Source organism: Pseudomonas sp. KB-10, from assembly GCF_018221585.1.
Classification (GTDB): domain Bacteria; phylum Pseudomonadota; class Gammaproteobacteria; order Pseudomonadales; family Pseudomonadaceae; genus Aquipseudomonas; species Aquipseudomonas yangonensis.
On the sequence record NZ_QYYB01000001.1, the window covers coordinates 1 to 23,115 of the forward strand.

The following is a 23,115-nucleotide window of genomic DNA, read 5'->3' on the forward strand; positions in this document are numbered from 1 at the left end:
CGAGCTATCGACAAGCTCGATTACTGCGAAGGTGTCTGGAAACGTCGCGATAGCTTCGATGAAGGCGACCCGGACAACTACGACCCAGAGCAAGACGTCTGGCGTGTCGAGCTGCGTTATCACCACTCAGTGATCCAGCAATTCGCCTCCGGCTCGTTCGATCTGCACAGCGGCGAAACCATCGAAACCAACAGCTACGCAGCCTTCGCTCCGCACCTAGACGGCCTGTGGCGTTATGGCCTGCGCCAATTCAAGCTGCTGGCTCGCCCTGGCTACTTCGAACCCATCTGGACGCTGATCCGTGACGATGTGCGCGTCGATCTGCCGGTGGATTCCCTGGTGGATGAAACCGAGTACAAGCGCCAATACAAGACCTCGCGGGGCTTCTCAGGCAAGAACGTCGAGTTATTCCTGGGAAACTTCGTCAGCCTGCTGGCACGGGAGCGAGTGGGCGCTAGGCGAGCATTTCACCGGCTCAAGGATTGGGAATGCTGGCCGGTGATCCGCGACCACTATGCTGCCAAAGGCATGGATGAAGACGGGTTGTATAAGCACATCAAGGGAATACTTGAAGAACGGCATGTGCGTTGGGGGCGTGCTGTCTGATGGCTATCGAGCAGCTGCCTGATGGTCGCTGGAAAGTAGACGTTGAACCCATCAAGGGCCGGCGCTTTCGCAAGACCTTCAAGACCAAGGGTGAGGCTCAGCGCTTCGAAGCCACCTGCAGGGCAAAGGTCATAGAGACGCCGCACTGGTCACCCAAGCCCAAGGATAAACGCCGCCTGCTGGAGCTGATCGAACGCTGGCGTTTACTCCACGGCCACACCCTGGTGGATGTAGAACGGACCGATCTGGTCCTACGCCGCATGGCGGAGGCAATGGGCAATCCGATAGCCGCTCAAATGACCGGGGCAACCTACACCGCCTACCGTGCTGCTCGGCTCGCTGCTGGCATCAGTGGCAAGACGGTTAACACCCAGTTCGGGCACCTCTGCTCGGTCTTTAACGCCCTATACCGCCTGCAGGAAATCGACTACGAAAACCCGCTGGCCTCGGTCAAACCGCTCAAGCTGCAGGAACGCGAACTGTCTTACCTGAGCAACCCGCAGATAGATCAGCTGTTTAACGCCATCCGTACCCACTGCAAGACGCCGCACACCTACATGGTTTCCACCATCTGCCTTGCCACTGGTTGCCGCTGGGGAGAAGCCCAAGCCCTGACACCTGAGCGAGTCCGGGACGGCCAAGTGTTGTTCGTGAACACCAAGGGCAAGCGTCGTCGATCGGTGCCGATTGATCAGGCGTTACTTGACCGAATCCATGCCCACTTTCGCCAGCACGGCCTGTTCAGCAACTGCCGCGATAGCTTCGACTTCGCTGTAAAAATGTCCGGCCTCAAGTTACCGGCTGGCCAGAAATCCCACGTACTGCGACACACCTTCGCGTCTCACTTCATGATGAACGGCGGGAATATCCTCACCCTGCAAAAGGTGCTCGGCCATGCCTCCCTGGTAATGACCATGCGCTATGCCCACTTGGCGCCGGACTACCTCAAGGAAGCCATGGTCCTCGGACCGATTCGGGGTTTTCGACACTTATTCGACACTGACGCCGAAAGTGAAAAAGAGGAACGCTAGAACCCGCGTCGTTCGGGGCTTCTAGAGGAGTGATTGGCGGAAGGCAGTGAGAGTCGAACTCACCCAGGAACGGATGCCGTCCCCCACCGGGTTTGAAGCCCGGCCACGCCACCGGGCGTGATTGCCTTCCCTGTTCGGTGGCTGCCGGTCGCTCGGCAGCCGTTGCGTTGGTTGTGCAGGTTAGCCCATGGCTACCGCTAGTCGTCAATCGCTAAGAGTGCGGCGGATGCACCGACCGTTCGCCGACCGGGTTGCTTGCAGTACCCTCCTGCTGGTTTCCCACAAGCTGAATCGCCAGCGCCGAGTCGCTACGGATACGCCGCTCGTTGGCCAGGCGACGGGTGAAGCCGATGCGGTCGAAGTACTCCAGGAGCTGGATGGCACGCTTGCGGCCGATGCCGATACGGTCTCGCCAATCGACCACACGCAGACTGCCATGCTGCTCCACCAGTTCCAGCGCACGGGCGGCGAGACTGTGCAGGGTTTGCTCGGGATAGAACAGGTCGCGGACCACCTGATGCAACAGGCCCAGGCGCGCCAGTTTTCGCAACAGCAGGCGCACGGATGCCTCGTCCCGTTGCACGGCGCCAGCCAGGTCACGAACCCAGGGTGGGTCGAAGCCGCCATCGAGCAGCAGCGGCCAGATTCGTTCGCGCAGGGCTTCGTCGTCCGGGCTGAGCTGCACGCGGTGGTCCGGCAGGTGCAGCCAGGGGCCGCTGCTGGCGATGCGTCCATCGGCCAGTGCCTCGTCGAGCAGGGCAACGAAGACCGGGCGCTCCAGTTCGCTCAGGGCATAGCGGCGCAGGCGGTCACGGTCGGGACCGAGTTCGTCCGGCGATTCATCATGGAAACGGCGCAAGCCTTCGACCAAGGCATCGCGTAGCGTCTGCAGATGCCCCGCATCGAACAGGCGCGTGCCCTGACGGGTTGCCAGTTCGCACGCCCCGTCCGGCAGCGCCCAGCTCTCACGCGGACGATTGAACTGCCGCTCCAGCAGGGCGGGATCGAGGCCGTTATCGGCCGACTGCAACAGCACCGGCAGGGCCTGTTCCAGGCTGGCGCCCTGCAGGGCCTGCAATTGCCGCAAACGTTGCGGCGCACGGCGGCCGCGGGCCGGGGCGAAGGGATCGAGCACACGGCCGCCACCCAGCGTGCGTTGCGCCGACTGGTCGCGCAGCACCAGGGTATCGCCGTGCACGGCATGCGCCGGGGCGTTGAGCAGCAACTGCGCCAGACAATGCTGCCCGGGCGCCAGGCTGCCGGTGTCGAGCAGGGCGATGCGTCCGGTGACATCCTGCGCGCCCAGGTGCACGTGCACCGGCGTCCAGTGCGCCAAAGCTCGCGACTCCGAGGCAAGCAGCTGCAGTTGGACATCCAGCCGGGTGGTCGGCGCCAGCAAGGCCGGCGCCAGCAGCCAGTCGCCTCGGTGCAGTTGCTCGACCGCCAGCCGCTCGCCAGCCAGGTTCAGCGCCACTCGCTGGCCGGCAAAGGCGCTGTCGGCCTGGCGATTCTGCGCGTGCAGGCCGCGCACGCGCACGCGGCGCCCGGATGGACTTAGCAGCAGCTCGTCACCCAGCGCCACACGGCCGGTAAAGGCGGTGCCGGTCACCACTACGCCAGTGCCCTCGACGCTGAAGGCGCGGTCGATGGGCAGACGAAAATGGCCATAGCTGGTGCGCGCCTGATGCACCGCAGAGATGGCCAGCAGGCGCTCACGCAGGAGTTCGACGCCTCGCCCGCTGAGGCTGTCCACCGCCAGCAGTTCGGCGCCCGCCAGCGGCCCGGGGGCGAGCAGGTTTTCCACCTGCTCGTGCACCTGTTGCACACGCGCGGCATCGACCCGGTCGATCTTGGTCAGGGCGACGAGCGCCTGGCGGATGCCCAACAGCTCGGCTATCGCCAGGTGTTCGCGGGTCTGCGGCATCACCCCGTCGTCGGCGGCCACCACCAGCAACAGCAGGTCGATGCCACTGGCGCCAGCGAGCATGTTGTGGACGAAGCGTTCGTGCCCAGGCACGTCGATGAAGCCGGTGAGCTGGCCGTCGCCCAAGTCGGCGTATATATAACCCAGGTCGATGGTGATGCCACGGGCGCGCTCGGCCGGGCGGCGGTCACCCTGCTGGCCGGTCAGCGCCTGCAGCAGCGCGGTCTTGCCATGGTCGATATGGCCGGCGGTGCCGACGATCACGCCTGCGCCTCGCGCAGCTGCGCCAGCTGTGAGACGAAGGCGGGTTCATCGTCGAGCTGGCGCAGGTCGAGCCACAGGGCGTCGTCATCGATGCGGCCGATCACCGGGATAGGCAGCTCGCGCAACTGCCCTTCCAGTTCGCGCAACGCACGACCACGCAGGCGTTTTGAGGTCTGCGGGCGGATGCACAGCGCCGCACTGGGCAGGCGCGCCACCGGCTGCGCGCCGCTGCCGATCATGCCCAGGGCATTTTCCACGCTGACCTGCCAGTGTTCGCCAAGGCTTGTGGCCATTGTCGGAGCGACACGCTCGGCCTGGGCGCGGATATCCGCCTGCGGACGGCTGAGCAGGCGCAGGCTGGTGAGGCGCTCGCCGAGGCGATCCGGGTCGCGGTACAGGCCGAGCACCGCTTCCAGCGCGGCGAGGGTCAGCTTGTCCACGCGCAGGGCGCGCTTGAGCGGGTTCTTCTTGATACGCCCGATCAGTTCCTTGCTGCCGAGGATGATGCCGGCCTGCGGGCCGCCGAGTAGCTTGTCGCCGCTGAAGGTGACGATATCCGCGCCGTCGCGCAGCGCTTCCTGCACCGTGGGTTCCTTGGGCAGGCCCCAGCGCGAAAGATCGACCAGGCTGCCGCTGCCAAGGTCCTCCAGCAGCGGCAGGCCGTGAGCGTGGGCGATGGCGGCCAGGTCGCGGGTGGCGACGCTGGCGGTGAAGCCCTGCACGCTGTAGTTGCTGGTGTGCACGCGCATCAGCAGACCCGAACGCGGGCCGATGGCGGCCTCGTAGTCCTTGGCGTGGGTGCGGTTGGTGGTGCCGACCTCGACCAGTTTGACCCCGGCACGGGCCATGATGTCGGGGATGCGGAAGGCGCCGCCGATCTCGATCAGCTCGCCACGGGAGATGATGCCCTCCTTGCGCGCACCCAGGCTGTTGAGCGCCAGCAGAACAGCCGCGGCGTTGTTGTTGACCACGGTGACCGCCTCTGCGCCGGTCAGCTCGCGGATCAGGCCGATGATCAGGTCGTCGCGGTCGCCGCGCTTGCCGCTGGCCAGATCGAATTCCAGGTTGAGGGGGTAGCGTGCAGCCTGGGTGATGGCGTCGATGGCCTCCTCCGGCAACAGGGCGCGCCCGAGGTTTGTGTGCAGCACCGTGCCGGTCAGGTTGTACACACGGCGTACACGACCGGCGTGGCGTGCGGCCAGGCGTTCGCCGGCACGACCGGCGAGCACCGCCTCGCTGAGCTCCACGGCGGCAAGTTGGCCGCTGCGGGCGGGTTCGCGCAACTCATCAAGCAGATCACGCAAGATGGCCAGCAAGGCATCGCGACCGTAGCGCTGCTGCAGGGGCGCCACGCTTTCGCAACGCAGCAGGCGGTCAATGGAAGGAAGACGGGCAGCATTGGCATTCATCGTCAGCGCCCTCAGTCGGAACTGCCGGGTGCCAGCAGCAGGTTCGGCGCCCGGCGCAGGTGCCCCTCCTCACTCAGGCGCATGTCCAGATCGAGACTGGCCAGATCATCGGCGACAGCATCGGCCTGATCGTCGAACTCCAGGTAGCACTGCTTCAGGTAGCTCTGGCAGCTCGGGCAGGTCTCGGCGCGGATCGCCGAGCGCTCGGGCGCCACGCCCTCACGCGCGAGCGACAGATAGGCCAGGTGCTTGGAGGATTCGCAATGGCTGCACTTGACCCGCACGTGGTGCCATTCGCAGGCACACAGCGAGCAGCTCAGGTAGCGCAGCCCGGCGTACTTGCCGCGATGGCGCAGCATGCCGGCCACCGGTGGCGAGCCGCAGGCCGGGCACAGGGTCTGGCTGGAGGTTTCCACCAGCCGCTCGCTGGGCAGTGCCAGCAGCCAGTGGCTGAAGGCGACCTGCAGGGCGGCGCCGAGAAACGGCACCAGCGCCGCCGGCAGCAGATCGAACTGGCCACCCAGCAAAGCAATGGCCCAGGCCTTGCGCTGGCCGCTATCGGCCTCGCGCAAGCCTGCCAGGGCGGCACATACCGACGGATTACCGTCGGCCTTGATCCCGGCCAGCAAGGCGTCGAGGGCGGGCTGCCAGGCATCGCCGCGTACCAGGGTGTCGAATGCCAGCGGCGGCATGCGGTGCTCGAAACTGCGCGCCAGGGCTTCGGCCGATGGGCCTGGCAAGGGCGGTGGCGCATCCAGCACACGCTGCTGCGCCTCGCACAGATCGGCCATTAACAGCAGGTAGGCCGCCAGCGGATGATCGGCCGCCAGGCTACGCAGGCGCCGGGCGCGGCGGCTGAACAGGTCGGGCTCGGGCAGGTGGAGAAAAGGCGGGATGTTGGCCGCGGCTTCGATCTGCCCCGGCTCGAGAATCTGGCCTGACACGCAGGACTCCTTAGGGACTGCTCCCGTGAATATGGCTCGTGATCAGCCTAGACCAGGCTGAAGGGGTTTGCCGGTTGCAGAGTTGAGGTTGGCTGGGCGTGGTCGCAGATTGCATCTGGATACGAGACGGTGTGCACGGTTGCCGTGGGAGGTGATTTAGTGGCGCGCGTTGATCGCGGCTGAAGCCGCTCCTACGGGTGTGGGCTGTCGCGGCTAAAGCCCCTCCCACAAAAGCAGAGCGCGCCCCGAGATTACATCCAGGCTACGGGGAGCCCGGTGGCGTGGGAGGCGCTTTAGCGGCGAGCTTTTATCGCGGCTGAAGCCGCCCTACGGGTGTGGGCTGTCGCGGCTAAAGCCCCCACAAAAGCAGAGCGCGCCCCGAGATTACATCCGGGCTACGCGGAGCCCGGTGGCGTGGGAGGCGCTTTAGCGGCGAGCTTTTATCGCGGCTGAAGCCGCTCCTACGGGTGTGGGCTGTCGCGGCTAAAGCCCCCCACAAAAACAGAGCGCCCCGAGATTACATCCGGGCTACGCGGAGCCCGGTGGCGTGGGAGGCGCTTTAGCGGCGAGCTTTTAACGCGGCTGAAGCCGCTCCTACGGGTGTGGGCTGTCGCGGCTAAAGCCCCTCCCACAAAAGCAGAGCGCGCCCCGGATTGCATCTGGCTACGCGGCAGAAGCCGCTCCTACATGAAACGACATCCCGTAGGAGCGGCTTCAGCCGCGATACAGTCATCATTCAGTGGCGCTTGTGGCTGTCTTTGCTGACTTCCTCGTACCAGGCGGCATGGTGCTTGCGCGCCCAGCCGCGGCTGACCCAGCCATTGAGCATGGCGCCGATGGAGCCCTTGACCCAGATGCCGGCGTAGACGTGCACGATGATGCAGATGATCAAGCCCCAGGCCGCCGCGGCGTGCAGCAGCGAGGCCAGGCGGATCAGCTCGATACCGAACAGGTGGCTGAAGTACTGGCGCCACATGACGATGCCTGTGGCCAGCAACACCAGCATGCACAGCAGCAATACCCAGAACAGCAGCTTCTGCCCGGCGTTGTAGCGCCCCACCGGCGGCAGGCGCTCCTCACGGTTGCTGATCACGTCACGCCATTGCGCCAGCCACTGGCGATCGCGCGCCTCGAGGCGGTTGTGCCCGGCGAAGCGCATCACCAGCCAGAGGAAGAACAGGAACATGGCCAGGCCGAGGAAGGGATGCAGAATGCGCGTCCACACCCCGCCGCCGAACAGGTTGCTGAGCCAGAACATCGACGGGTGGAACAGCGCCAGGCCGGACAGGCCGGCGAGGACGAAGAGGATCGCCACCACCCAGTGGTTGCTGCGTTCGCCGGCCGTGTAGCGTTGGATATCGTGTTTCATGCTGGTCTCCTACGGCCGCTGGTTCGGATCATAGGTGTGCACGGCCGGGTCGACCTGATGCACGGCAGGGTCACCCGTCACGGGCTCGTCCTCCTCCACGCGGTTGCGCCCGACGCGGATGTAGTGGAAGAACCCGATCAGCGCCGTGGCGCCCATGGCCAGCAGACCGAGCGGCTTGGTCACGCCCTTCCACAACGACACCAGCGGGCTGATGCTCGGCTCGTTCGGCAGGCCGGCATAGAGCGACGGCTGGTCGGCATGGTGCAGCACGTACATCACGTGGGTGCCGCCGACGCCATCAGGATCGTACAAACCGGCGTTGTCGTAACCGCGTGACTTCAAGTCGGCAATGCGCCCATCGGCATGCTCCTTCATCGCCTCCTTGGTGCCGAAGACGATGGCGCCGGTCGGGCAGGTCTTCACGCAGGCCGGCTCCATGCCCACGGCTACGCGGTCGGAACACAGGCTGCACTTGTAGGCCTTGTGATCCTTCTGCGAGATGCGTGGGATGTTGAACGGGCAACCGGTGATGCAATAGCCGCAGCCGATGCACTTGTCCTGATTGAAGTCGACGATGCCGTTGGCGTACTGGATGATCGCGCCCGGGCTCGGGCACGCCGCCAGGCAGCCGGGCTCGGCGCAGTGCATGCAGCCATCCTTGCGGATCAGCCATTCCAGCTTGCCAGCTTCGTCCTCGTGCTCGGTGAAGCGCATCACCGTCCAGGAGCTGGCGGTGAGGTCGGTCGGGTTGTCGTAGGTGCCGTGGTTCTGACCGACGTCGTCACGCAGGTCGTTCCATTCCGAGCACGCCACCTGACAGGCCTTGCAGCCGATGCACTTGGAAACGTCGATGAGCTTGGCCACCTCGCCGACCTGCCGTACGGAGGGCATCGGCGTGGTGGTGGCGGAGCGGGCGATGATGTCTTGTGAGGCCATGGCGCTGCTCCTATGCCTTTTCCACGTTGACCAGGAACGACTTGAATTCCGGGGTCTGCGTGTTGCCGTCGCCGACGAAGGGCGTCAGGGTGTTGGTCAGGTAACCGTTGCGCGCCACACCGGCGAAGCCCCAGTGCAGCGGGATGCCGATCTGATGCACGGTTTTGCCGTCCACGGTCAGCGGCTTGATGCGCTTGGTCACCACCGCCACCGCCTTGATATAGCCACGGTTGGACGACACCTTGACCCGCTCGCCGGCGACGATGCCCAGCTCCCTGGCCAGCGCCTCGCCGATCTCGACGAACTGCTCGGGCTGGGTAATGGCGTTGAGCCGACAGTGCTTGGTCCAGAAGTGGAAGTGCTCGGTCAGGCGGTAAGTGGTGGCGGCATAGGGAAAGGCGTCCGCCTTGCCCAGCATCGCCATATCGGCCTTGAACACCCGCGCCGCCGGGTTGCTGATGGCCAGCGCATTGTCCGGGTGCATCGGGTTGCGCCCGATCGGCGTCTCGAACGGCTCGTAGTGCTCGGGGAATGGGCCTTCGGCCATCTTGTCCACGGCGAACAGGCGCGCCACCCCTTCAGGGTTCATGATGAAAGGGTTCATGCCCTCGGCCGGCGGCGAGTCGGCCTTGAAGTCGGGCACGTCGGTGCCGCCCCAGGCCTTGCCGTTCCACCACACAAGACGCTTCTTCTCGACGTCCCACGGCTTGCCGCTGGGGTCGGCCGAGGCACGGTTGTAGAGAATGCGTCGGTTGGCCGGCCAGGACCAGGCCCAGCCAAGCGTCTGGCCCATACCGTAGGGGTCGGCGTTGTCGCGCCGCGCCATCTGGTTACCCTGCGCCGTCCACGAACCGCAGAAGATCCAGCAACCACTGGCGGTGGAGCCATCCGCGCGCAGCAGGCCGAAACCACTGAGCTGCTCGCCGGCCTTGGCCTGCAACGCCCCGGTGGCCGGGTCATGGAGATCTTCCAGGGCCTTGCCGTTGAACTCGCGGGCGATCTCGTCCGGCCCGGGCTCGTCCGGTTTCAGGTACGACCAGTCGAGGTTGAGGATCGGATCGGGGAAGGCCCCGCCCTCGGTGGCGTAGGCCTGGCGCAAGCGATGGAACAGCCCGGCCATGATGGCGATGTCGGTGCGTGCCTGGCCGGGCGGTTCGGCGCCCTTCCAGTGCCACTGCAGCCAGCGGCCGCTGTTGACCAGCGAGCCGTCCTCCTCGGCGAAGCAGGTGGTGGGCAGGCGGAACACCTCGGTCTGGATGCTGGCGGTGTCGACGTCGTTGAACTCGCCGGCATTGCGCCAGAACTCCGAGGTCTCGGTGGCCAGCGGGTCCATGATCACCAGGTACTTGAGCTTGGCCAGCGCGGCGCTGACCTTGGCCTTGTCGGGGAACGAGGCGATGGGATTGAAGCCCTGGCAGAAGTAACCGTTGACCTTGCCCTCGTACATCATGTCGAAGACCTTGAGCACGTCGTAGCCGGGCACATCCAGCTTGGGCAACCAGTCGAAGCCCCAGTTGTTCTCCGCCGTGGCGTTCTTGCCGTACCAGGCCTTCATCAGGCTGACGTGGAACTTCTCGTAGTTCTGCCAGTAGGACAACTGCCCCGGCCGCAGCGGCTTGGGCGAGCGCCTGGCGATGTAGGCGGCATAATCCTGCTCGGCGTCCAGCGCCAGGCTGAGGTAGCCCGGCAGCAGATTGGAGAGCAGGCCGAGGTCGGTCAGGCCCTGGATGTTGGAGTGACCACGCAGGGCATTCATGCCGCCACCCGGCATGCCGATGTTGCCCAGCAGCAACTGCAGCATGGCGCCGGTACGGATCATCTGCGAACCCACCGAGTGCTGGGTCCAGCCCAGGGCGTACATGATGGTCATGACCTTGCCCGGTGCCGAGCATTCGGCGACGGTTTCCCACACCTGCAGCATCTGCGCCTTGGGTGTGCCGCAGATGCTGCTGACCAGATCCGGCGTGTAACGGCTGTAGTGCTTCTTCAGCAGGTTGAACACGCAGCGCGGGTGGGTGAGCGTCGGATCGACCACGGCGTAACCGTCTTCACCGATCTCATAGCCCCAACTGCTCTTGTCGTAGCGCCGCATCTCGGCGTTGTAGCCGCTGAACATGCCGTCTTCGAAGGCATAGTCCTCGCGCACCACGAAGCTGACGTCGGTGTAGTTGCGCACGTACTCATGCTGGATCTTGTCGTTCTCCAGCAGGTAGTTGATCAACCCACCGAGGAAGGCGATATCGGTACCGGTACGGATCGGCGCATAGAAGTCGGCCACGGAAGCCGAGCGAGTGAAGCGCGGATCGACCACCACCAGCTTGGCCTTGTTGTGCGCCTTGGCTTCGGTCACCCACTTGAAGCCACAGGGGTGGGCCTCGGCGGCATTGCCGCCCATGATCAGCACCAGATCGGCATTCTTGATGTCGGTCCAGTGGTTGGTCATGGCTCCACGGCCAAACGTCGGGGCAAGACTTGCCACCGTCGGGCCATGTCAGACACGTGCCTGGTTGTCGAACCCCAGCATGCCAAGGGAACGCACCACCTTGTGGGTGATGTATCCAGCCTCATTGCTCGATGCCGAGGCGGCCAGAAAGCCCGAGCTCAGCCAGCGGTTGACCGTCTGGCCCTGCTCGTTCTTCTCGATGAAATTGGCGTCGCGGTCGGCCTTCACATGCCGGGCGATGCGATCCAGCGCTTCGTCCCAGTCGATACGCTTCCACTCGTTGGAGCCGGCTTCGCGTACTTGCGGATACTTCAGGCGGTTGGGGCTGTGGACGAAGTCCAGCAGGCCTGCGCCCTTGGGACAGAGGGTGCCGCGGTTGACCGGATGGTCGGCGTCGCCCTCGATATGGATGATGTTCTGCGCCACGTTCTTGGCCGCATCGCCCTGGCTGTAGAGGATCAGGCCGCACCCGACCGAGCAGTAGGGGCAGGTGTTGCGGGTTTCCGTGGTGCTGGTCAGTTTGAAGTGCCGCACCTGGTCGGCGAAGGCTTCCGGGGGCGCGACTCCCAGAGCCGCCAGGCTCGATGCTCCAAGGCCTACACCGCAGACCTTGAAGAACTGTCGACGGTTCATGTCCATCGTAGGTCTCCCAAATCAGGCTGACGCCCGGTGCGTTGCCGGGCGCATCGTTATCAAGCCTAGACCATCGCGTCACGTTCGCCAGCCAGCTCGCCGCGGCGTTGGCGAGATCGAGAACGACGAGCGGCAAACAGATAGTGGCATTTAGACATCCGAGCAATCCCAAAAACCGCTATGCTCGGCAAGTGACTTCTGTGATCACAGAAGCTTTTGGAGAAGTTTTGACGTCGCTCCAACGGCCCGGACGCTGGTTGCCGGCGACTGTGGACCGAAAACCATGACCGACGCCGAAGTACCGCACCAGCCCAGCACCTTCGCCTTATGGCGCGAGGTGGACGACACCCGCATTCGCACGCGCCTGGGGGGCGTCTTCTACCTGCTCGCCTGGCTGCTGACCTGGATTTTCAGCGCCGCCCCGGCCGAACAGGTCTTCAGCGGCATGCTGGGTTGCGCCTTGTTTGCCGCACTTCTCGCTGCGCGTCTGCTGCATCGTCCCGATGGCCTCGACAGCCCCGAACAGTTACAGCGCTGGCTGGATCGTCACTGGGGGCTGATCCTCCTGACCGCGCTGTGCTGGGGCCAGGCCCACGCCCTGGCCCTTTACAGCGACGCCTATACCGATTCGGAAATGGTCGCCACCCTGGCCACGGTGGCATTCAGCACGGCGATGACCTTCAACTTCGCCATGCGCCGCGGTCGCGCGCTGCTGGCGCTGGGGCTGCTCTACCTGCCAGGCCTGGCTGTCATGGCCCTGAACTGGCAGCAACAATACGCGATGTTTACCACCCTGGCCTTTTACCTCGGTTATCTGGTGCTGGTGCTCGGTCGCAATCATCGTGAATACCGCGCCACCCTCGACCTCGAGCTGAAGCTGCTGGAACAGCAGAGCCAGCTCGACCTGCTCAGTCGCACCGACAGCCTGACTCAGCTGGGCAACCGCTATCAATTCAACAATCTGTTCCCCAGCCTGGTGGCCAACGCGGTGCGCCAGGGCGAGCCACTGTCGCTGGTGCTGATGGACATCGATTTCTTCAAGAAGGTCAACGACGAACGCGGCCACGCCGGAGGCGACGCCTGCCTGAGTGCCTTCGCCGAGCGCATGCGCAAGGTGTTTCGCCGCGATGGCGACGCGCTGCTGCGCCTGGGCGGCGAGGAGTTCGGTGTGCTGCTGCCGGGCACCCCGCTGGCCCAGGCCCTGGACCTGGCCGAGCAGTTTCGTCAGGAGCTGGAAAGCGAAGGCCTGCTATTGGCCGGTCAGCACCTGGCGCTGACCACCAGCCTCGGCGTCGGCTGTTTCAGCAGCCGCCACGATGGCGACGCCGACGCCTTCTTCAAGCGCGTCGACGAGGCGCTTTACCGCGCCAAGCGTGAGGGCCGCAACAGACTGGTGGCGGCCGATCATTGAGGCCCGCCTGCCTCGGCATCAGGCAGGCCTTTGGCTGGGGGCCGACCAGGCTGCGCGCCCCAGCAGATCGTCGGCGCTAATCGCTGCGCACCACACCGTTGAAAACCGTCAAGCCTAAAGGCGGAACTTGCCCATTTGCACGGTCAGGTCCTCGGCCAGGCGGCTCAGCGTCTGGCAATCCTCACGACAGGCGTGCACTTCACCGGCGGTGGCATGTGCCAGGTCGGCGATGCCCTGCACGTTGCGGTTGATCTCCTCGGTCACCGAGCTTTGCTCTTCGGTGGCTGCGGCCACCTGGGTGTTCATGTCGCTGATGCGCTCGACTTGCGAAGTGATCGCCCCGAGCGACTGGCCTGTACGCTGACTGGATTCGACGCCGGTGCTGGTAGCCGACTGGCCGGCATGCATCGAGCTGACTGCGGTTTCCGCGCCCTGCTTGAGGCGCTGAATCATCTGCTGGATCTCGTCGGTCGAGGCCTGGGTACGGCTGGCCAGGGTGCGCACTTCGTCAGCCACGACCGCAAAACCGCGCCCCATTTCTCCGGCCCGCGCCGCCTCGATGGCGGCATTGAGCGCCAGCAGGTTGGTCTGCTCGGAAATGCCACGGATCACCGCCAGCACCTGGTCGATGGAGGCGACCTGCTCGGCCAGCTCGCTCACCGCCTCGGCGGCACTGCCGATGTCGGCGGACATCCGTTCGATATGGGCGATGGACTGCCCGACCACCTGACGCGCACTCTGCGCTTCCTCGCGGGCGCTGTGCGAGGACTGTGCAGCATCGCTGGCGTTACGCGCGATTTCCTGCACGGTCAGGCCCATCTCGTTCACGGCGGTGGCCACCATATCGGTCATTTCCTGCTGCTGGCCCGCGCGTCCGGCGGTGTTCTCCACCACCCGCGCGACCTGGCTGACCGCGGTACGCAGCCGCTCGCTGGTGGCCAGCACATCGCCGATCAGGTCACGCTGGCTGGCGAGAAAACGGTTGAAGCCACGGGCCAGATCGCCCAGTTCATCAGCCCGCGATTCATCGAGGCGCCGTGTCAGATCACCGCCACCCCCACCGATTTCCACCAGGGCCTGGGTCACCTGACGGATCGGCCGTACCAGGCCACGCGCCAGCAGCACCACCAGGCCAAGGAACAGCAGCGCCACAGCCACGCCGATCAGGCTGGTCATCAGCAGCGCCTGACGGGCCTCGGCGTAGACTTCGGCCTCCGGCACCTGGCTGACCAGCAACCAGTCGATACTGGCGAATTTCTGCGCCACGGCAAGAAAGGTCTCGCCATCGCGTTCGAAGCGCACCGCACGGCTGTCGCCGCTGAGCACCTGGCGGCTGGCATCGGCACCGAACAGCTCATCAAGCTTGCCATTGCCGCTCAGCTCGGACCGCGGGTGCACCTTGACGTTGCCCTGGCTGTCGATCAGAAATACCTGCCCGCGCTCACCAAAGCGAAAGTCGCTGATCATTCTCGACATGTCCGCCAGGTCGTAGCCCAGGCCGGCGACACCGAGCGTCTTGCCGCCACGCTTGATGCGCTGATTGATGAACAGCGTGGGCAGGCGCGTGGTCTTGTCGATGTCGATTTCCAGCACGCGATCACGATCACCGTCGACCAGGCGATAGAACCACTGGTTCTCCGCCTGATTGCGGTCGAGCGTGCGCATCAGGCCTTCGCCAGTGGTGTAGTTGCCGCTGGCCAGGGCAACGATGGACGTGGTCATGGCGTTCTGCTGTGCACGCACGCCTTCGAGATAACGGGCGAACTCGTCACGTCTCGCGGCGTCCTCACCTGCAGCCAGCCAGTCCTGCACCAGACTGTTCTCGGCAATGGAGGCGTTGGCGGTGATCGGCGCGGTAAGCACGCGTTCCAGGTCGTTACGGATCGCCAGCACCCGAGCTGGCAGCGCTTCATCGATCAGGTAGCGCTCGGTCAGGCGGTCGACCACCGCGGAGTAGATGCCGACGACGATGAGAATGCTGGCCAACAGGGCCGCACCCATGCTGAGGATCAATTGCCACTGAATACTGCGTTGCCAGAGGCGCATGGAAGCTTCTCCCGGTGGTGGTTTGGAGTTTGGCCGGACAATTGGATACAAAAATGTACACAAATTGCAATTAGGTTACCGCCAGATTCCATATCGGCGGTTCATGACCAAGCTTTATTCACCAATACCGGATGATTCGCTGCGCTAGCCGGGCGCTCGGAACAGAGCGGCCGCGGCTTGCAGCTTCGCCAGCGAATCCAGTCAGGGCCCTACGCTGAATTCCAGACGAGCGGTCTGGCCGCCTTCGTCGAGCACACTGAGCTGGTGCCTGCCGCTGTCGAAGGCATGGCTGAAGGGCGCATCCTGAGCACTGTCACCCAGTGGCTGACCATCGACAAACCACCAGCGTCGGCCATTGCCGCCCAGAGCCGAAAGGCTGAGGCGCAGCGGTTCATGATTGCCCTGCGGCCGGCGCAAGCGATCACCATCGCGCACGCCGACAATGGAAAGGGGCGCTACCTGGCTGCTGCCTGGCGGTGGACAACTCGGATCGACAGCAGGCAAGCGCGCCAAGCGCCGCTCCCGACGTGGCAGCCAGGGTTCCAGCGGTGCCGGCCACAACACCAGCTCACGCGTCTCGGCGCCTACGCAGGTGGGCCCGACGCGCTGTCCCTCGGCATTGACCCAGTAACGTTCGCGCAGGCCACTGCCCAGCGGCTGATCGGCAGCCTGCAAGGTCGGTGGCGTGGTGCCCTCCAGCGTCCAGGCGAAGCGCAGGCGTCGGCAGTTGGGATCGTCCCTGCTCATTGGCTGCCCCAGCGGCCAGCAGATGGCGGCCACGCCAACCTCGGCCGGCTGCGGATCGGCCGGTGCGGCGATGCCGCGCTGGCTATCGCGATTGACCAGCAGATCATGCACCTGCAGCAACAGCGGCGCAGCCGAGGCCAGACCGAACTGGCCGGGCACCGGGGTGCCGTCCGGTCGACCGATCCAGATGCCGATCAGATGGCGCGGCCCGACGCCAATGGCCCAGGCGTCGCGAAAGCCATAGCTGGTGCCGGTCTTCCAGGCCAGGGTCGGGCGCTGTGCCAGCTGTGCGCGCGGGTCGCGATCCGGCCGCGCCTGGCCGCTGAGGATGCGCCGGATGATCCAGGCCGAACCGGGTGACAGCAGACGGCGCTCACGTAATTCATCGTCTGGCTGCAGGCGCGCGCGGGCCGCCATACCACCGCGGGCGAAGGCGCTGTAACCGGCCACCAGCGATTCCAGCCGCGAGCCACCGCCACCAAGGATCAGCGCCAGGTTGGGCTCGGCCAGCGCCGGCAGACGGATCGGCAGCCCCGCGCTGCGCAGCTCGCCGGCAAAACGCTTCGGGCCGTAGGCTTCGAGCAGCTGCACGGCCGGCAGGTTGAGCGAGGTGGCCAGCGCCTCGCTGGCCGACACCGGGCCGATGAACCCGGCGGCGAAGTTGCCGGGGCGGTAGTCGCCGTAATGCCGCGGCACGTCCTGCAGCAGCGACTCGGAGTGGATCAGCCCGGCATCCAGCGCCATGCCGTAAAGAAAGGGTTTGAGCGTCGAGCCGGGCGAACGCAGGGCGCGCACCATGTCGACGTGGCCAAAGCGCGAGGTGTCAGCGATATCCACCGAGCCAAGATAGGCGCGCACCGCCATGCTCTCGTGCTCCACCACCAGAATCGCCGCCGAGGTGCGCTCGGGCAGGCGCGCGCGCCAGCCCAGCAGCAGGTCTTCCAGGCGCAGCTGCAAACCGGCATCGAGGGTGGTGCGAATCAGCGGCGGGCTGCCGGCACGGTTCAACCGCCGCGCCAGCAAGGGCGCCAGGCTCGGCTCGCGGCGCGGCGCGAGAAATACCGGCTCTTCCAGCGCTTCGTCCACCTGGATCTGCGGCCACACCTGAAACTCACCCAGGCGCCTGAGCACCTTGTCGCGCGCCGCCTGGGCGCGCTCGGGGTGGCGATCAGGGCGCAAGCGGCTGGGCGCCTGCGGCAATACGGCAAGCAGCGCAGCATCGGCGCGGGTGAGCTGGCTTGGTGGCTTGCCCAGATAGCTCCAACTTGCGGCGGCAACGCCCTGCAAGGTGCCACCGAAGGGCGCGCGATTGAGATAGAGCGTGAGTATCTCGTCCTTGGACAGGTGCCACTCCAGCTGCGCGGTGCGCCAAAGCTGCTTGAGTTTGCCAGGCAGGTCACGCCCGTGCGGATCGAGTAGGCGCGCCACCTGCATCGACAGCGTACTGCCGCCGGACACCACACGCCCGCCGTTCAGGTTCTGCCAGGCCGCACGCCCCAGGGCTAGCGGGTTGACCCCGGGGTGCTGGCGGAACCAGCGGTCTTCGTACGTCAGCAGCGCTTCCAGGTAATAGGGTGAGACCTCGTCCGGCGTCACCGGGTAGCGCCATACGCCGTCACGGTCGGCGAAACGCCACAATGGCGTGCCGTCTTCGGCCAACACCACGCGGGCCAGGTCGTCTTCGGGCAGGGGCAGCGGGAAGAGGCGGTCGGCTAGCCAGAGCAGGGCCAGGGGAAGCAGGAGGATAAGGAGCGCTCGCAGCCCTCTCCCCCAGCCCCTCTCCCGCAAGCGGGAGAGGGGAGCCGTTCGGTGTTTGGCCTCGGTCATATCGACACCCGCACCACCCCAGCGAAGACGCAGCTATTCATCAGGACGAGCAACCTGGCGAATCTGCTCAAGTACAGCCTCCGTTTCGGCCAGCACCTGATGATTCCAGAAACGCAGGACACGATAGCCTCGACTCTCCAGATAATGCTCACGTTGCTGGTCGTATTCCGTCTGCTGCTGGTGTTGGCCACCGTCCAGCTCGATGACCAGCCAGCGTTCGGTGCAGATGAAGTCGACGATATAGGGGCCAATGGGTTTCTGCCGTTTGAACTTCAGGCCTAGGAAACGGTGAGCGCGCAGGTAATACCACAGCCGTTGCTCGGCATCGGTCATCTCGTGCCTAAGGCGTTTGGCGTTGTCGAGTAAGGTCATGGTTCCTCCTTGAACCTGTTTTGCCCTCTCCCCCAGCCCCTCTCCCGCAAGCGGGAGAGGGAGCTATATGAGGTAAGCCTGATACCGAGTGCACCCTGCCTTGCAAGCCGTGTGACGCACATCTGACAGCTGACACGATCGGCTCCCTCTCCCATTTTTGGGAGAGGGTTGGGGAGAGGGCCGCTTTTAACGCCCCCTCACCACCAGCGAAGACGGCGCGCTTCCCAGTGCCTGCCAGCTCGGCCGGTACATCGACTCCACCTGAGGTGGCGGTACGCGGTAGCTGCCAGGCGTCACCGCGCGGGCCAGGTAGAGCAGATGGGTAGTGCCGTAATCATCCACGTCCACCGCTGCCACGTAGCGGTCGCCGCGATATTCCTGATGCTTGATCCGCGCGTTCTGCATCGACTGGCGCCACTCCTTGACGTTGCTGCCGGCGTCGTCGAGGCTCGCCGCGCTTTGCGCCAGGTTCTGGTTCTCCAGCTCCAGGCCGGCCGGCAGCAGGTCGACCACCAGTGCATCCGGTACGCGCTGGCGGGCCCGCACGGCCAGGTGCACCAGCACCAGTTCGCCGCTGTCCAGGCGCTGCAGATCGAGCGGACGGCCGTCCATGCCCAGGTACTCGCGCTCGATGCTGAGGTTCTCGCCCCCGGCGCGCGGCGCCTGGCTCGGGTAACCGGACAGGGTCAGCTGCTGATACAGCTTGGCGCTGCCGGCGTTGCTCACGCTAAGCGGCTCGGCCAGCTCGCCACGCTCCAGTTTGATACCGGGCTGCTGGTTGCTCAGCTCGAACTGGAAGGCGCCGCTGGCAAGCGCAGCGCTCCAGGTCTGCTCCGGCTTGCCGAGAATGCCGCGCCCGGCGAGGAACAGCGAGTTGCGCTCCTGAGTCGACAGCCAGCGCTGACCCGCCAGCTCATCGGCCAGGTTGAACAGCCGCTGCTCGCGCTGGCCGGCCGCCAGGTCGTGCTCCTCAAGCAAGGCGAGAATCAGCGCCTGGTCGCGCAGCGGGCTGCCGTAGTCGGCCATCCAGCGTTCGCCATCGCGCTGCTGGATCAGCCCCTGGTTCAGCGCCTGCTCGGCACGCGGTGCATCGCCCATCAGCTTCAGCGCAGCGGCCAGTTGCACCAGCGGCAGGCCGGAGCGCGCATCGTTGCGGCGGTCGAACAGGCTACGCAGCGCCCCCAGCGGTGCCTGCTGGCTGCGCGCCAGAACGTAGCCGGCGTACGCCTGCACGGCGAAGCGGGTGTGGGCGAAGTCCTGGCTGTAACTGGCCTCGATCAGGCTGCTCTGCTGCAAATAGCGCAGCAGGCGATCATTGGCCTTTTTCAGCGCCTCGGCCGGTACGCCGAAGCCCTGCTCGCGGGCACGCAGGAGGAAATCGGTGACATAAGCAGTAAGCCAGTATTCCTCTTCGCTCTCGGCGCTCCACAGGCCGAAGCCACCGTTATGCCGCTGCATGCCGAGCAGGCGCTCGATACCCAGCTCGATGCTCTTGCGCCGCTGTTCGTCCGGCTCGCCTTCCAGCCCCAGGCGCTTGAGGCTCGCGGCGTCGGCATAGAGCGACGGGTACAGGCCACTGGTGGTCTGTTCCAGGCACCCGTACGGATAGGCCTTGAGTGCACGGATCTGCTCGCCGAGGTTTAGCGGCGGCCGGCTCGACAGCGCCAGCACGGCTTCCAGCCCGGCAGGCTCGAACTGGTTCAAGATACCGGCCGGCAGGGTCCAGGGCTCGCCCTCCCCCAGTACCGCACGGAAGTGTTGCAACTGCGCCGGGTAAGCCGGACGGATGCCCAGCGTCCACTCGCGGCTGAAGTCGCCCAGCGTCTCGTTCGGCAGCACCAGCCCCTGCACCTCGACATGGATACGGCCCTGGCCCAGCCCGCCTTCGGCGCGCACCGGAATGCGCAGGGTCGTGCGCTGACCATCGTTCAGGCGGATCGGCGCTTCGCCCTGGTTGAGCAGACGCAGTTGGCCTTCCACACCGACCTGCACGTCGAGCTGCTGCTCGGCGCCGGACAGGTTGGTCAGGTCCAGCGCCAGGGTGGTTTCGTCACCACCGGCAAGGAAACGCGGCATCGACAGTTCGGCGATCAGCGGCGCCGCGACTACCGTCTTGGCCTCGGCCATGCCGAAGCGTTCGTCGGTCCAGGCTTGGGCCATAAGTCGCAGCTCGCCGTTGAAGTCGGGAATGTTCAGGCTGACTTCGCCTTCGCCCTTGTCGTTCAGCTGCAGCGCATCGCTCTGCAGCGCGACGATCAGCACGCTGGTATCCGGGCGCTTGCCACCGGCGGCAAGGCCGGCGTCACCACCGAAGGCCAGGCTGGCGACGCGCCCCTGGGCCTCGATCAGTTGGCCGTAGATATCCAGCTGGTCGGCGCCATAGGCCTTGCGCCCGAAGAAGGTGGCGAAGGGATCGGGCGTGGCGTAGCTGGTGATGTTGAGGATGCCCACGTCCACCGCGGCGACCAGCACATGCACCTTGTCGGGAATGCTGCCGTCGGCATTACGTGCACTGACCTTGACCTTCAGCGGCTGTTTGGGCCGCATCTTCTCTGGCGCCTCCAGGCTCACCGCCAGCTTGCGCGGAGCACGTTCCAGCGGCAGATGCAGCAGGCCGACCGCGCGTTTCGGCGTGACCTGCGCCTTGCGCTCACCCGGTCGCACCACCAGGGCACTGAGGTAGAGGTCGTGGCGTGCCCATTTCTCGTCGATGGGCAGCTCGAAGGTCTTGCCCTCGGCCGGCACGCTGATTTCCTCCCACCACAGCGGCCCCTCGCTGGACTCGACCAGCAGGTAGCCGTTACCGGCAGCGGGCGGGGTGACGGTGATCTTGGCCACATCGCCCGCGGAATAGGCGGGTTTATCCAGCGCCAGCTTGACCTGGTCCGGGCGCACCGCGCCGCCATCGGCGTTGTCCTGCCAGCGGTAGCCGGCCCAGAAGCGCAGGCTGCTGACCAGCCCGGTCTGGTTGTCCACTACCTCGACCCGATAAGGGCCCCACTCCACCGGAAAGCTGACCTTGGCGGTGCCGCCCGCGGCGACCTTCAGCGGCTCGTCGCTGAGGGTCAGGAATTTCTCGTTGTAGTTGTGACGCCAGCCTTCTCCGTCGGAGAAGCTCCAGAAGTAGTCGCGGCGCTCGCGCACCAGGCGCACGTTGAGGTTGTCGGCCGCCAGCTTGTTGCCGGCGGCGTCGGCCACCAGGATTTCGAATTCGGCCAGGCTGTCCGCGTCGACTTCCTCGCCCTCGAACAGGCCACGCAGGCCCGGCAGGCGGTCGGCCGGCCATACCGGCTGGACGATGCGGCGGGTGATGGGGCGGCCACCGGACTCCTGCAGGCTGGCCTGGAGGATCAGACGCAGCGGCGATTTGGCGTCACCCCAGCGGTTTTCCGGGCGCAGCGTGGCGCGGCCCTGGTCGTCGAGATTGACCTCGTCGAGCTCCTGATCCTGGCTCAGGTCGGCTTCGGTGACGTCGCCGAACTGATAGCCCGGCAAGCTCGCCACCGCCTCACGCAGCGGGCGCACGTAGAGCTGCCCGGTCAGACGATTACCGGCGGCCGGCGCACCGTAGAGGTAACGCCCGGTCACCGCGAATTCGGCGCTGTCGCCCGGCGCGTAGGGCTGGTCCTGGCCTTTGAGCTCCAGGGCCATGCGCTCGGGCAAAAAGTCCTCGACGAGGAATTCATAAAGCTGCGGGCTGCCGTCGCCCAGATCGAGCAACAGTTGCCAGCGACCGGTCGGCGCCTCTTCGGCCAGCGGCAGCTGGTACTGGTAAAGACCGTCGTCACCGGCATTCCAGACGAACTTGCGGCTGATCTGCTCGTCCGGGCGGCGCACCTCGACGCTGACCGGCTGAGCCTTGACCGGGCTACCGTCGGCATCGCGCAGCAGGCCGTTGAGCAGCACGGTCTCGCCGGGGCGGTACAGATCGCGCGGGCCGAACACGAAGAACTGCAGGGCATGCGCCTTGGGGCCGGTGATATCGAACTCGGCCAGATCCAGCGCCGGCGTGTTCAGGCGCAGCAGGCTGGTCTGTTCGTCCTGCTTGGCCAGCAGCACCTGGGCCTTGGCCGGCAGCGGCAACTGCGCATGGCCCGCCGAATCGGTCTTGCCTTCGGCGAGCAGCGCACCGTCGCCATCGAGCAGTTCCAGCTGCACCCCGGACTGCGCCTTGCCACCTTCCAGCGCCTGAGTGAACACATCCAGACGGTCACGATAGCGATGCGCGGAGAGGCCGATATCGCTCAGGGAAAACAGCGTTGCCGGCTGCGAATAGCTGTAACTGCCAGCCTCGCGCATCACCGCCAGATAAACACCAGGCTGCTTGAACGGCTCCAGGCCGGCGATGGGCAAGAGCAGGGTTTCACGGGTGTTGCGCGCCGGGTTCAGGTCGAAGCGGCCGCCATAGACCAGCTCGGCCATCGGCAGCAGCTCGCGCGCCTCCCAGGTATCCAGGTTGCTGGCGCGGCCCCAGCGCGAGAGGAAATTCGGCAGCGCCTCGGGCTTGATGCGGAAGAACTCGACATTGACCTTATCGACGTTCAGCGCGATCACCGGCAGGCCCTCGGCCAGGCGGGTCGGCAGAAGCGATCCACGGCTGGCGAAACCGACGCTGGCCTGCAGATCGCGAGTCTCGAAGCGGCTGACATGCTCGGCAGCGAGCTTGCCGCCGTTGATCGACTTCAGCCCGGCATCGATGGTCAACGACAGCTTGCGCTTGGGCTCCAGGTGACGCAGGCGCAGTTCACTGAGATTGTCTGTCAGCTCCCAGGCGCCATCGACCTTGCCCGAGACGCTGTCAACCAGATGCAGGCGTTCGGCGAAGGGCTGGTCGGGGTCCAGCGGGATGGAGAAGGTCACCGACAGCGCACTGGCACCATCGAGCTGTACTTCGGAAACATCGACCACCTCCAGCTCGCGCCCGGCGTAACGCTCGGCCAGCGCGTCACGGTCGACCGCAGGCTTGGGCGCCTGCGGCTGTTGCGCCGCGGGGGCAGCGGGGGTCACCGTCGCTGGGGGTTCAGAGGAATCACAGGCGCTGAGCAGGGTCAGCACCAAGGCCAGAAGCAGTCCTTTGTTCGGCATTGCGGGCTCCGGAATCAGGGGGCGCAGAGGCCGACAACTATAGCCGAGGCGCCCTGAAGGCGACGAGT

Annotated in this window: 12 protein-coding genes, 1 tRNA gene and 1 pseudogene; 3 read left to right on the plus strand and 11 right to left on the minus strand. The window is 65.6% G+C overall.

Annotation, left to right across the window (positions count from 1 at the left end; translation table 11 throughout):
• Positions 1 to 606: pseudogene (locus tag DXK50_RS00005) on the plus strand (hypothetical protein); the annotation flags it as partial.
• Complete coding sequence (locus DXK50_RS00010) at positions 606 to 1,637, plus strand: phage integrase (protein ID WP_212628922.1); 1,032 nt, start codon at positions 606 to 608, stop codon at positions 1,635 to 1,637. The pseudogene DXK50_RS00005 and the gene DXK50_RS00010, both read left to right, overlap by 1 nt.
• A gap of 34 nt (positions 1,638 to 1,671) precedes the next feature.
• On the opposite strand, the gene DXK50_RS00015 is transcribed toward DXK50_RS00010, so the two are convergent.
• The 7 genes from DXK50_RS00015 to fdnG form a co-directional block, all read right to left on the minus strand.
• A tRNA-Sec gene (locus DXK50_RS00015) sits at positions 1,672 to 1,767 on the minus strand.
• Positions 1,768 to 1,848: 81 nt separating this feature from the next.
• Positions 1,849 to 3,825, minus strand: coding sequence for a selenocysteine-specific translation elongation factor (gene selB / locus DXK50_RS00020; RefSeq protein ID WP_212628923.1), 1,977 nt, complete (start codon positions 3,823 to 3,825; stop codon positions 1,849 to 1,851).
• A complete protein-coding gene (selA, locus tag DXK50_RS00025) occupies positions 3,822 to 5,234 on the minus strand; it encodes an L-seryl-tRNA(Sec) selenium transferase (RefSeq protein ID WP_212628924.1) in 1,413 nt (470 codons plus the stop codon). Before selA ends, selB begins: the two co-directional genes overlap by 4 nt.
• Before the next feature lie 11 nt (positions 5,235 to 5,245).
• Positions 5,246 to 6,178 (minus strand): formate dehydrogenase accessory protein FdhE, encoded by a 933-nt coding sequence (fdhE, locus tag DXK50_RS00030; RefSeq protein ID WP_212628925.1) that lies wholly within the window; start codon positions 6,176 to 6,178, stop codon positions 5,246 to 5,248.
• A gap of 736 nt (positions 6,179 to 6,914) precedes the next feature.
• The gene (locus DXK50_RS00035) at positions 6,915 to 7,547 is read right to left on the minus strand and encodes a formate dehydrogenase subunit gamma (RefSeq protein ID WP_024306859.1); all 633 of its coding nucleotides are present in this window, start codon (positions 7,545 to 7,547) and stop codon (positions 6,915 to 6,917) included.
• A gap of 9 nt (positions 7,548 to 7,556) precedes the next feature.
• A complete protein-coding gene (gene fdxH, locus DXK50_RS00040) occupies positions 7,557 to 8,483 on the minus strand; it encodes a formate dehydrogenase subunit beta (protein WP_212628926.1) in 927 nt (308 codons plus the stop codon).
• A gap of 10 nt (positions 8,484 to 8,493) precedes the next feature.
• Entirely contained in the window at positions 8,494 to 11,565 is a 3,072-nt protein-coding gene (fdnG, locus tag DXK50_RS00045; protein ID WP_161864814.1) for a formate dehydrogenase-N subunit alpha, read from the minus strand.
• Between the two features lie 277 nt (positions 11,566 to 11,842).
• Between fdnG and DXK50_RS00050 the strand changes: the two genes are divergently transcribed.
• Positions 11,843 to 12,970, plus strand: coding sequence for a GGDEF domain-containing protein (locus DXK50_RS00050; RefSeq protein ID WP_212628927.1), 1,128 nt, complete (start codon positions 11,843 to 11,845; stop codon positions 12,968 to 12,970).
• 114 nt (positions 12,971 to 13,084) lie between these two features.
• Here DXK50_RS00050 and DXK50_RS00055 read toward each other — a convergent pair whose 3' ends face one another.
• The 4 genes from DXK50_RS00055 to DXK50_RS00070 all read right to left on the minus strand — a co-directional run bounded on the left by DXK50_RS00055 (position 13,085) and on the right by DXK50_RS00070 (position 23,047).
• Positions 13,085 to 15,016 carry a methyl-accepting chemotaxis protein gene (locus tag DXK50_RS00055; protein WP_161864812.1) on the minus strand — a complete coding sequence of 644 codons (1,932 nt, stop codon included), beginning with the start codon at positions 15,014 to 15,016 and terminating at the stop codon, positions 13,085 to 13,087.
• 201 nt (positions 15,017 to 15,217) lie between these two features.
• On the minus strand, positions 15,218 to 17,590 hold the full coding sequence (gene pbpC, locus DXK50_RS00060; protein WP_249186590.1) for a peptidoglycan glycosyltransferase PbpC: 2,373 nt from the start codon (positions 17,588 to 17,590) through the stop codon (positions 15,218 to 15,220).
• Positions 17,591 to 17,623: 33 nt separating this feature from the next.
• Positions 17,624 to 17,962 carry an endonuclease domain-containing protein gene (locus DXK50_RS00065; RefSeq protein ID WP_212628928.1) on the minus strand — a complete coding sequence of 113 codons (339 nt, stop codon included), beginning with the start codon at positions 17,960 to 17,962 and terminating at the stop codon, positions 17,624 to 17,626.
• A 186-nt stretch (positions 17,963 to 18,148) separates the two neighbouring features.
• Positions 18,149 to 23,047, minus strand: a complete 4,899-nt coding sequence (locus DXK50_RS00070) for an alpha-2-macroglobulin family protein (protein ID WP_212628929.1) — start codon at positions 23,045 to 23,047, stop codon at positions 18,149 to 18,151.
• Positions 23,048 to 23,115: the final 68 nt, after the last annotated feature.

Bases quoted from the DNA above. Each gene is read 5' to 3' on its own strand.
- DXK50_RS00010 (WP_212628922.1), top strand. From the start codon at position 606: ATGGCTATCGAGCAGCTGCCTGATGGTCGCTGGAAAGTAGACGTTGAA.
- selA (WP_212628924.1), bottom strand. From the start codon at position 5,234: ATGAATGCCAATGCTGCCCGTCTTCCTTCCATTGACCGCCTGCTGCGT.
- DXK50_RS00035 (WP_024306859.1), bottom strand. From the start codon at position 7,547: ATGAAACACGATATCCAACGCTACACGGCCGGCGAACGCAGCAACCAC.
- fdxH (WP_212628926.1), bottom strand. From the start codon at position 8,483: ATGGCCTCACAAGACATCATCGCCCGCTCCGCCACCACCACGCCGATG.
- DXK50_RS00050 (WP_212628927.1), top strand. From the start codon at position 11,843: ATGACCGACGCCGAAGTACCGCACCAGCCCAGCACCTTCGCCTTATGG.
- DXK50_RS00055 (WP_161864812.1), bottom strand. From the start codon at position 15,016: ATGCGCCTCTGGCAACGCAGTATTCAGTGGCAATTGATCCTCAGCATG.
- pbpC (WP_249186590.1), bottom strand. From the start codon at position 17,590: ATGACCGAGGCCAAACACCGAACGGCTCCCCTCTCCCGCTTGCGGGAG.
- DXK50_RS00065 (WP_212628928.1), bottom strand. From the start codon at position 17,962: ATGACCTTACTCGACAACGCCAAACGCCTTAGGCACGAGATGACCGAT.
- DXK50_RS00070 (WP_212628929.1), bottom strand. From the start codon at position 23,047: ATGCCGAACAAAGGACTGCTTCTGGCCTTGGTGCTGACCCTGCTCAGC.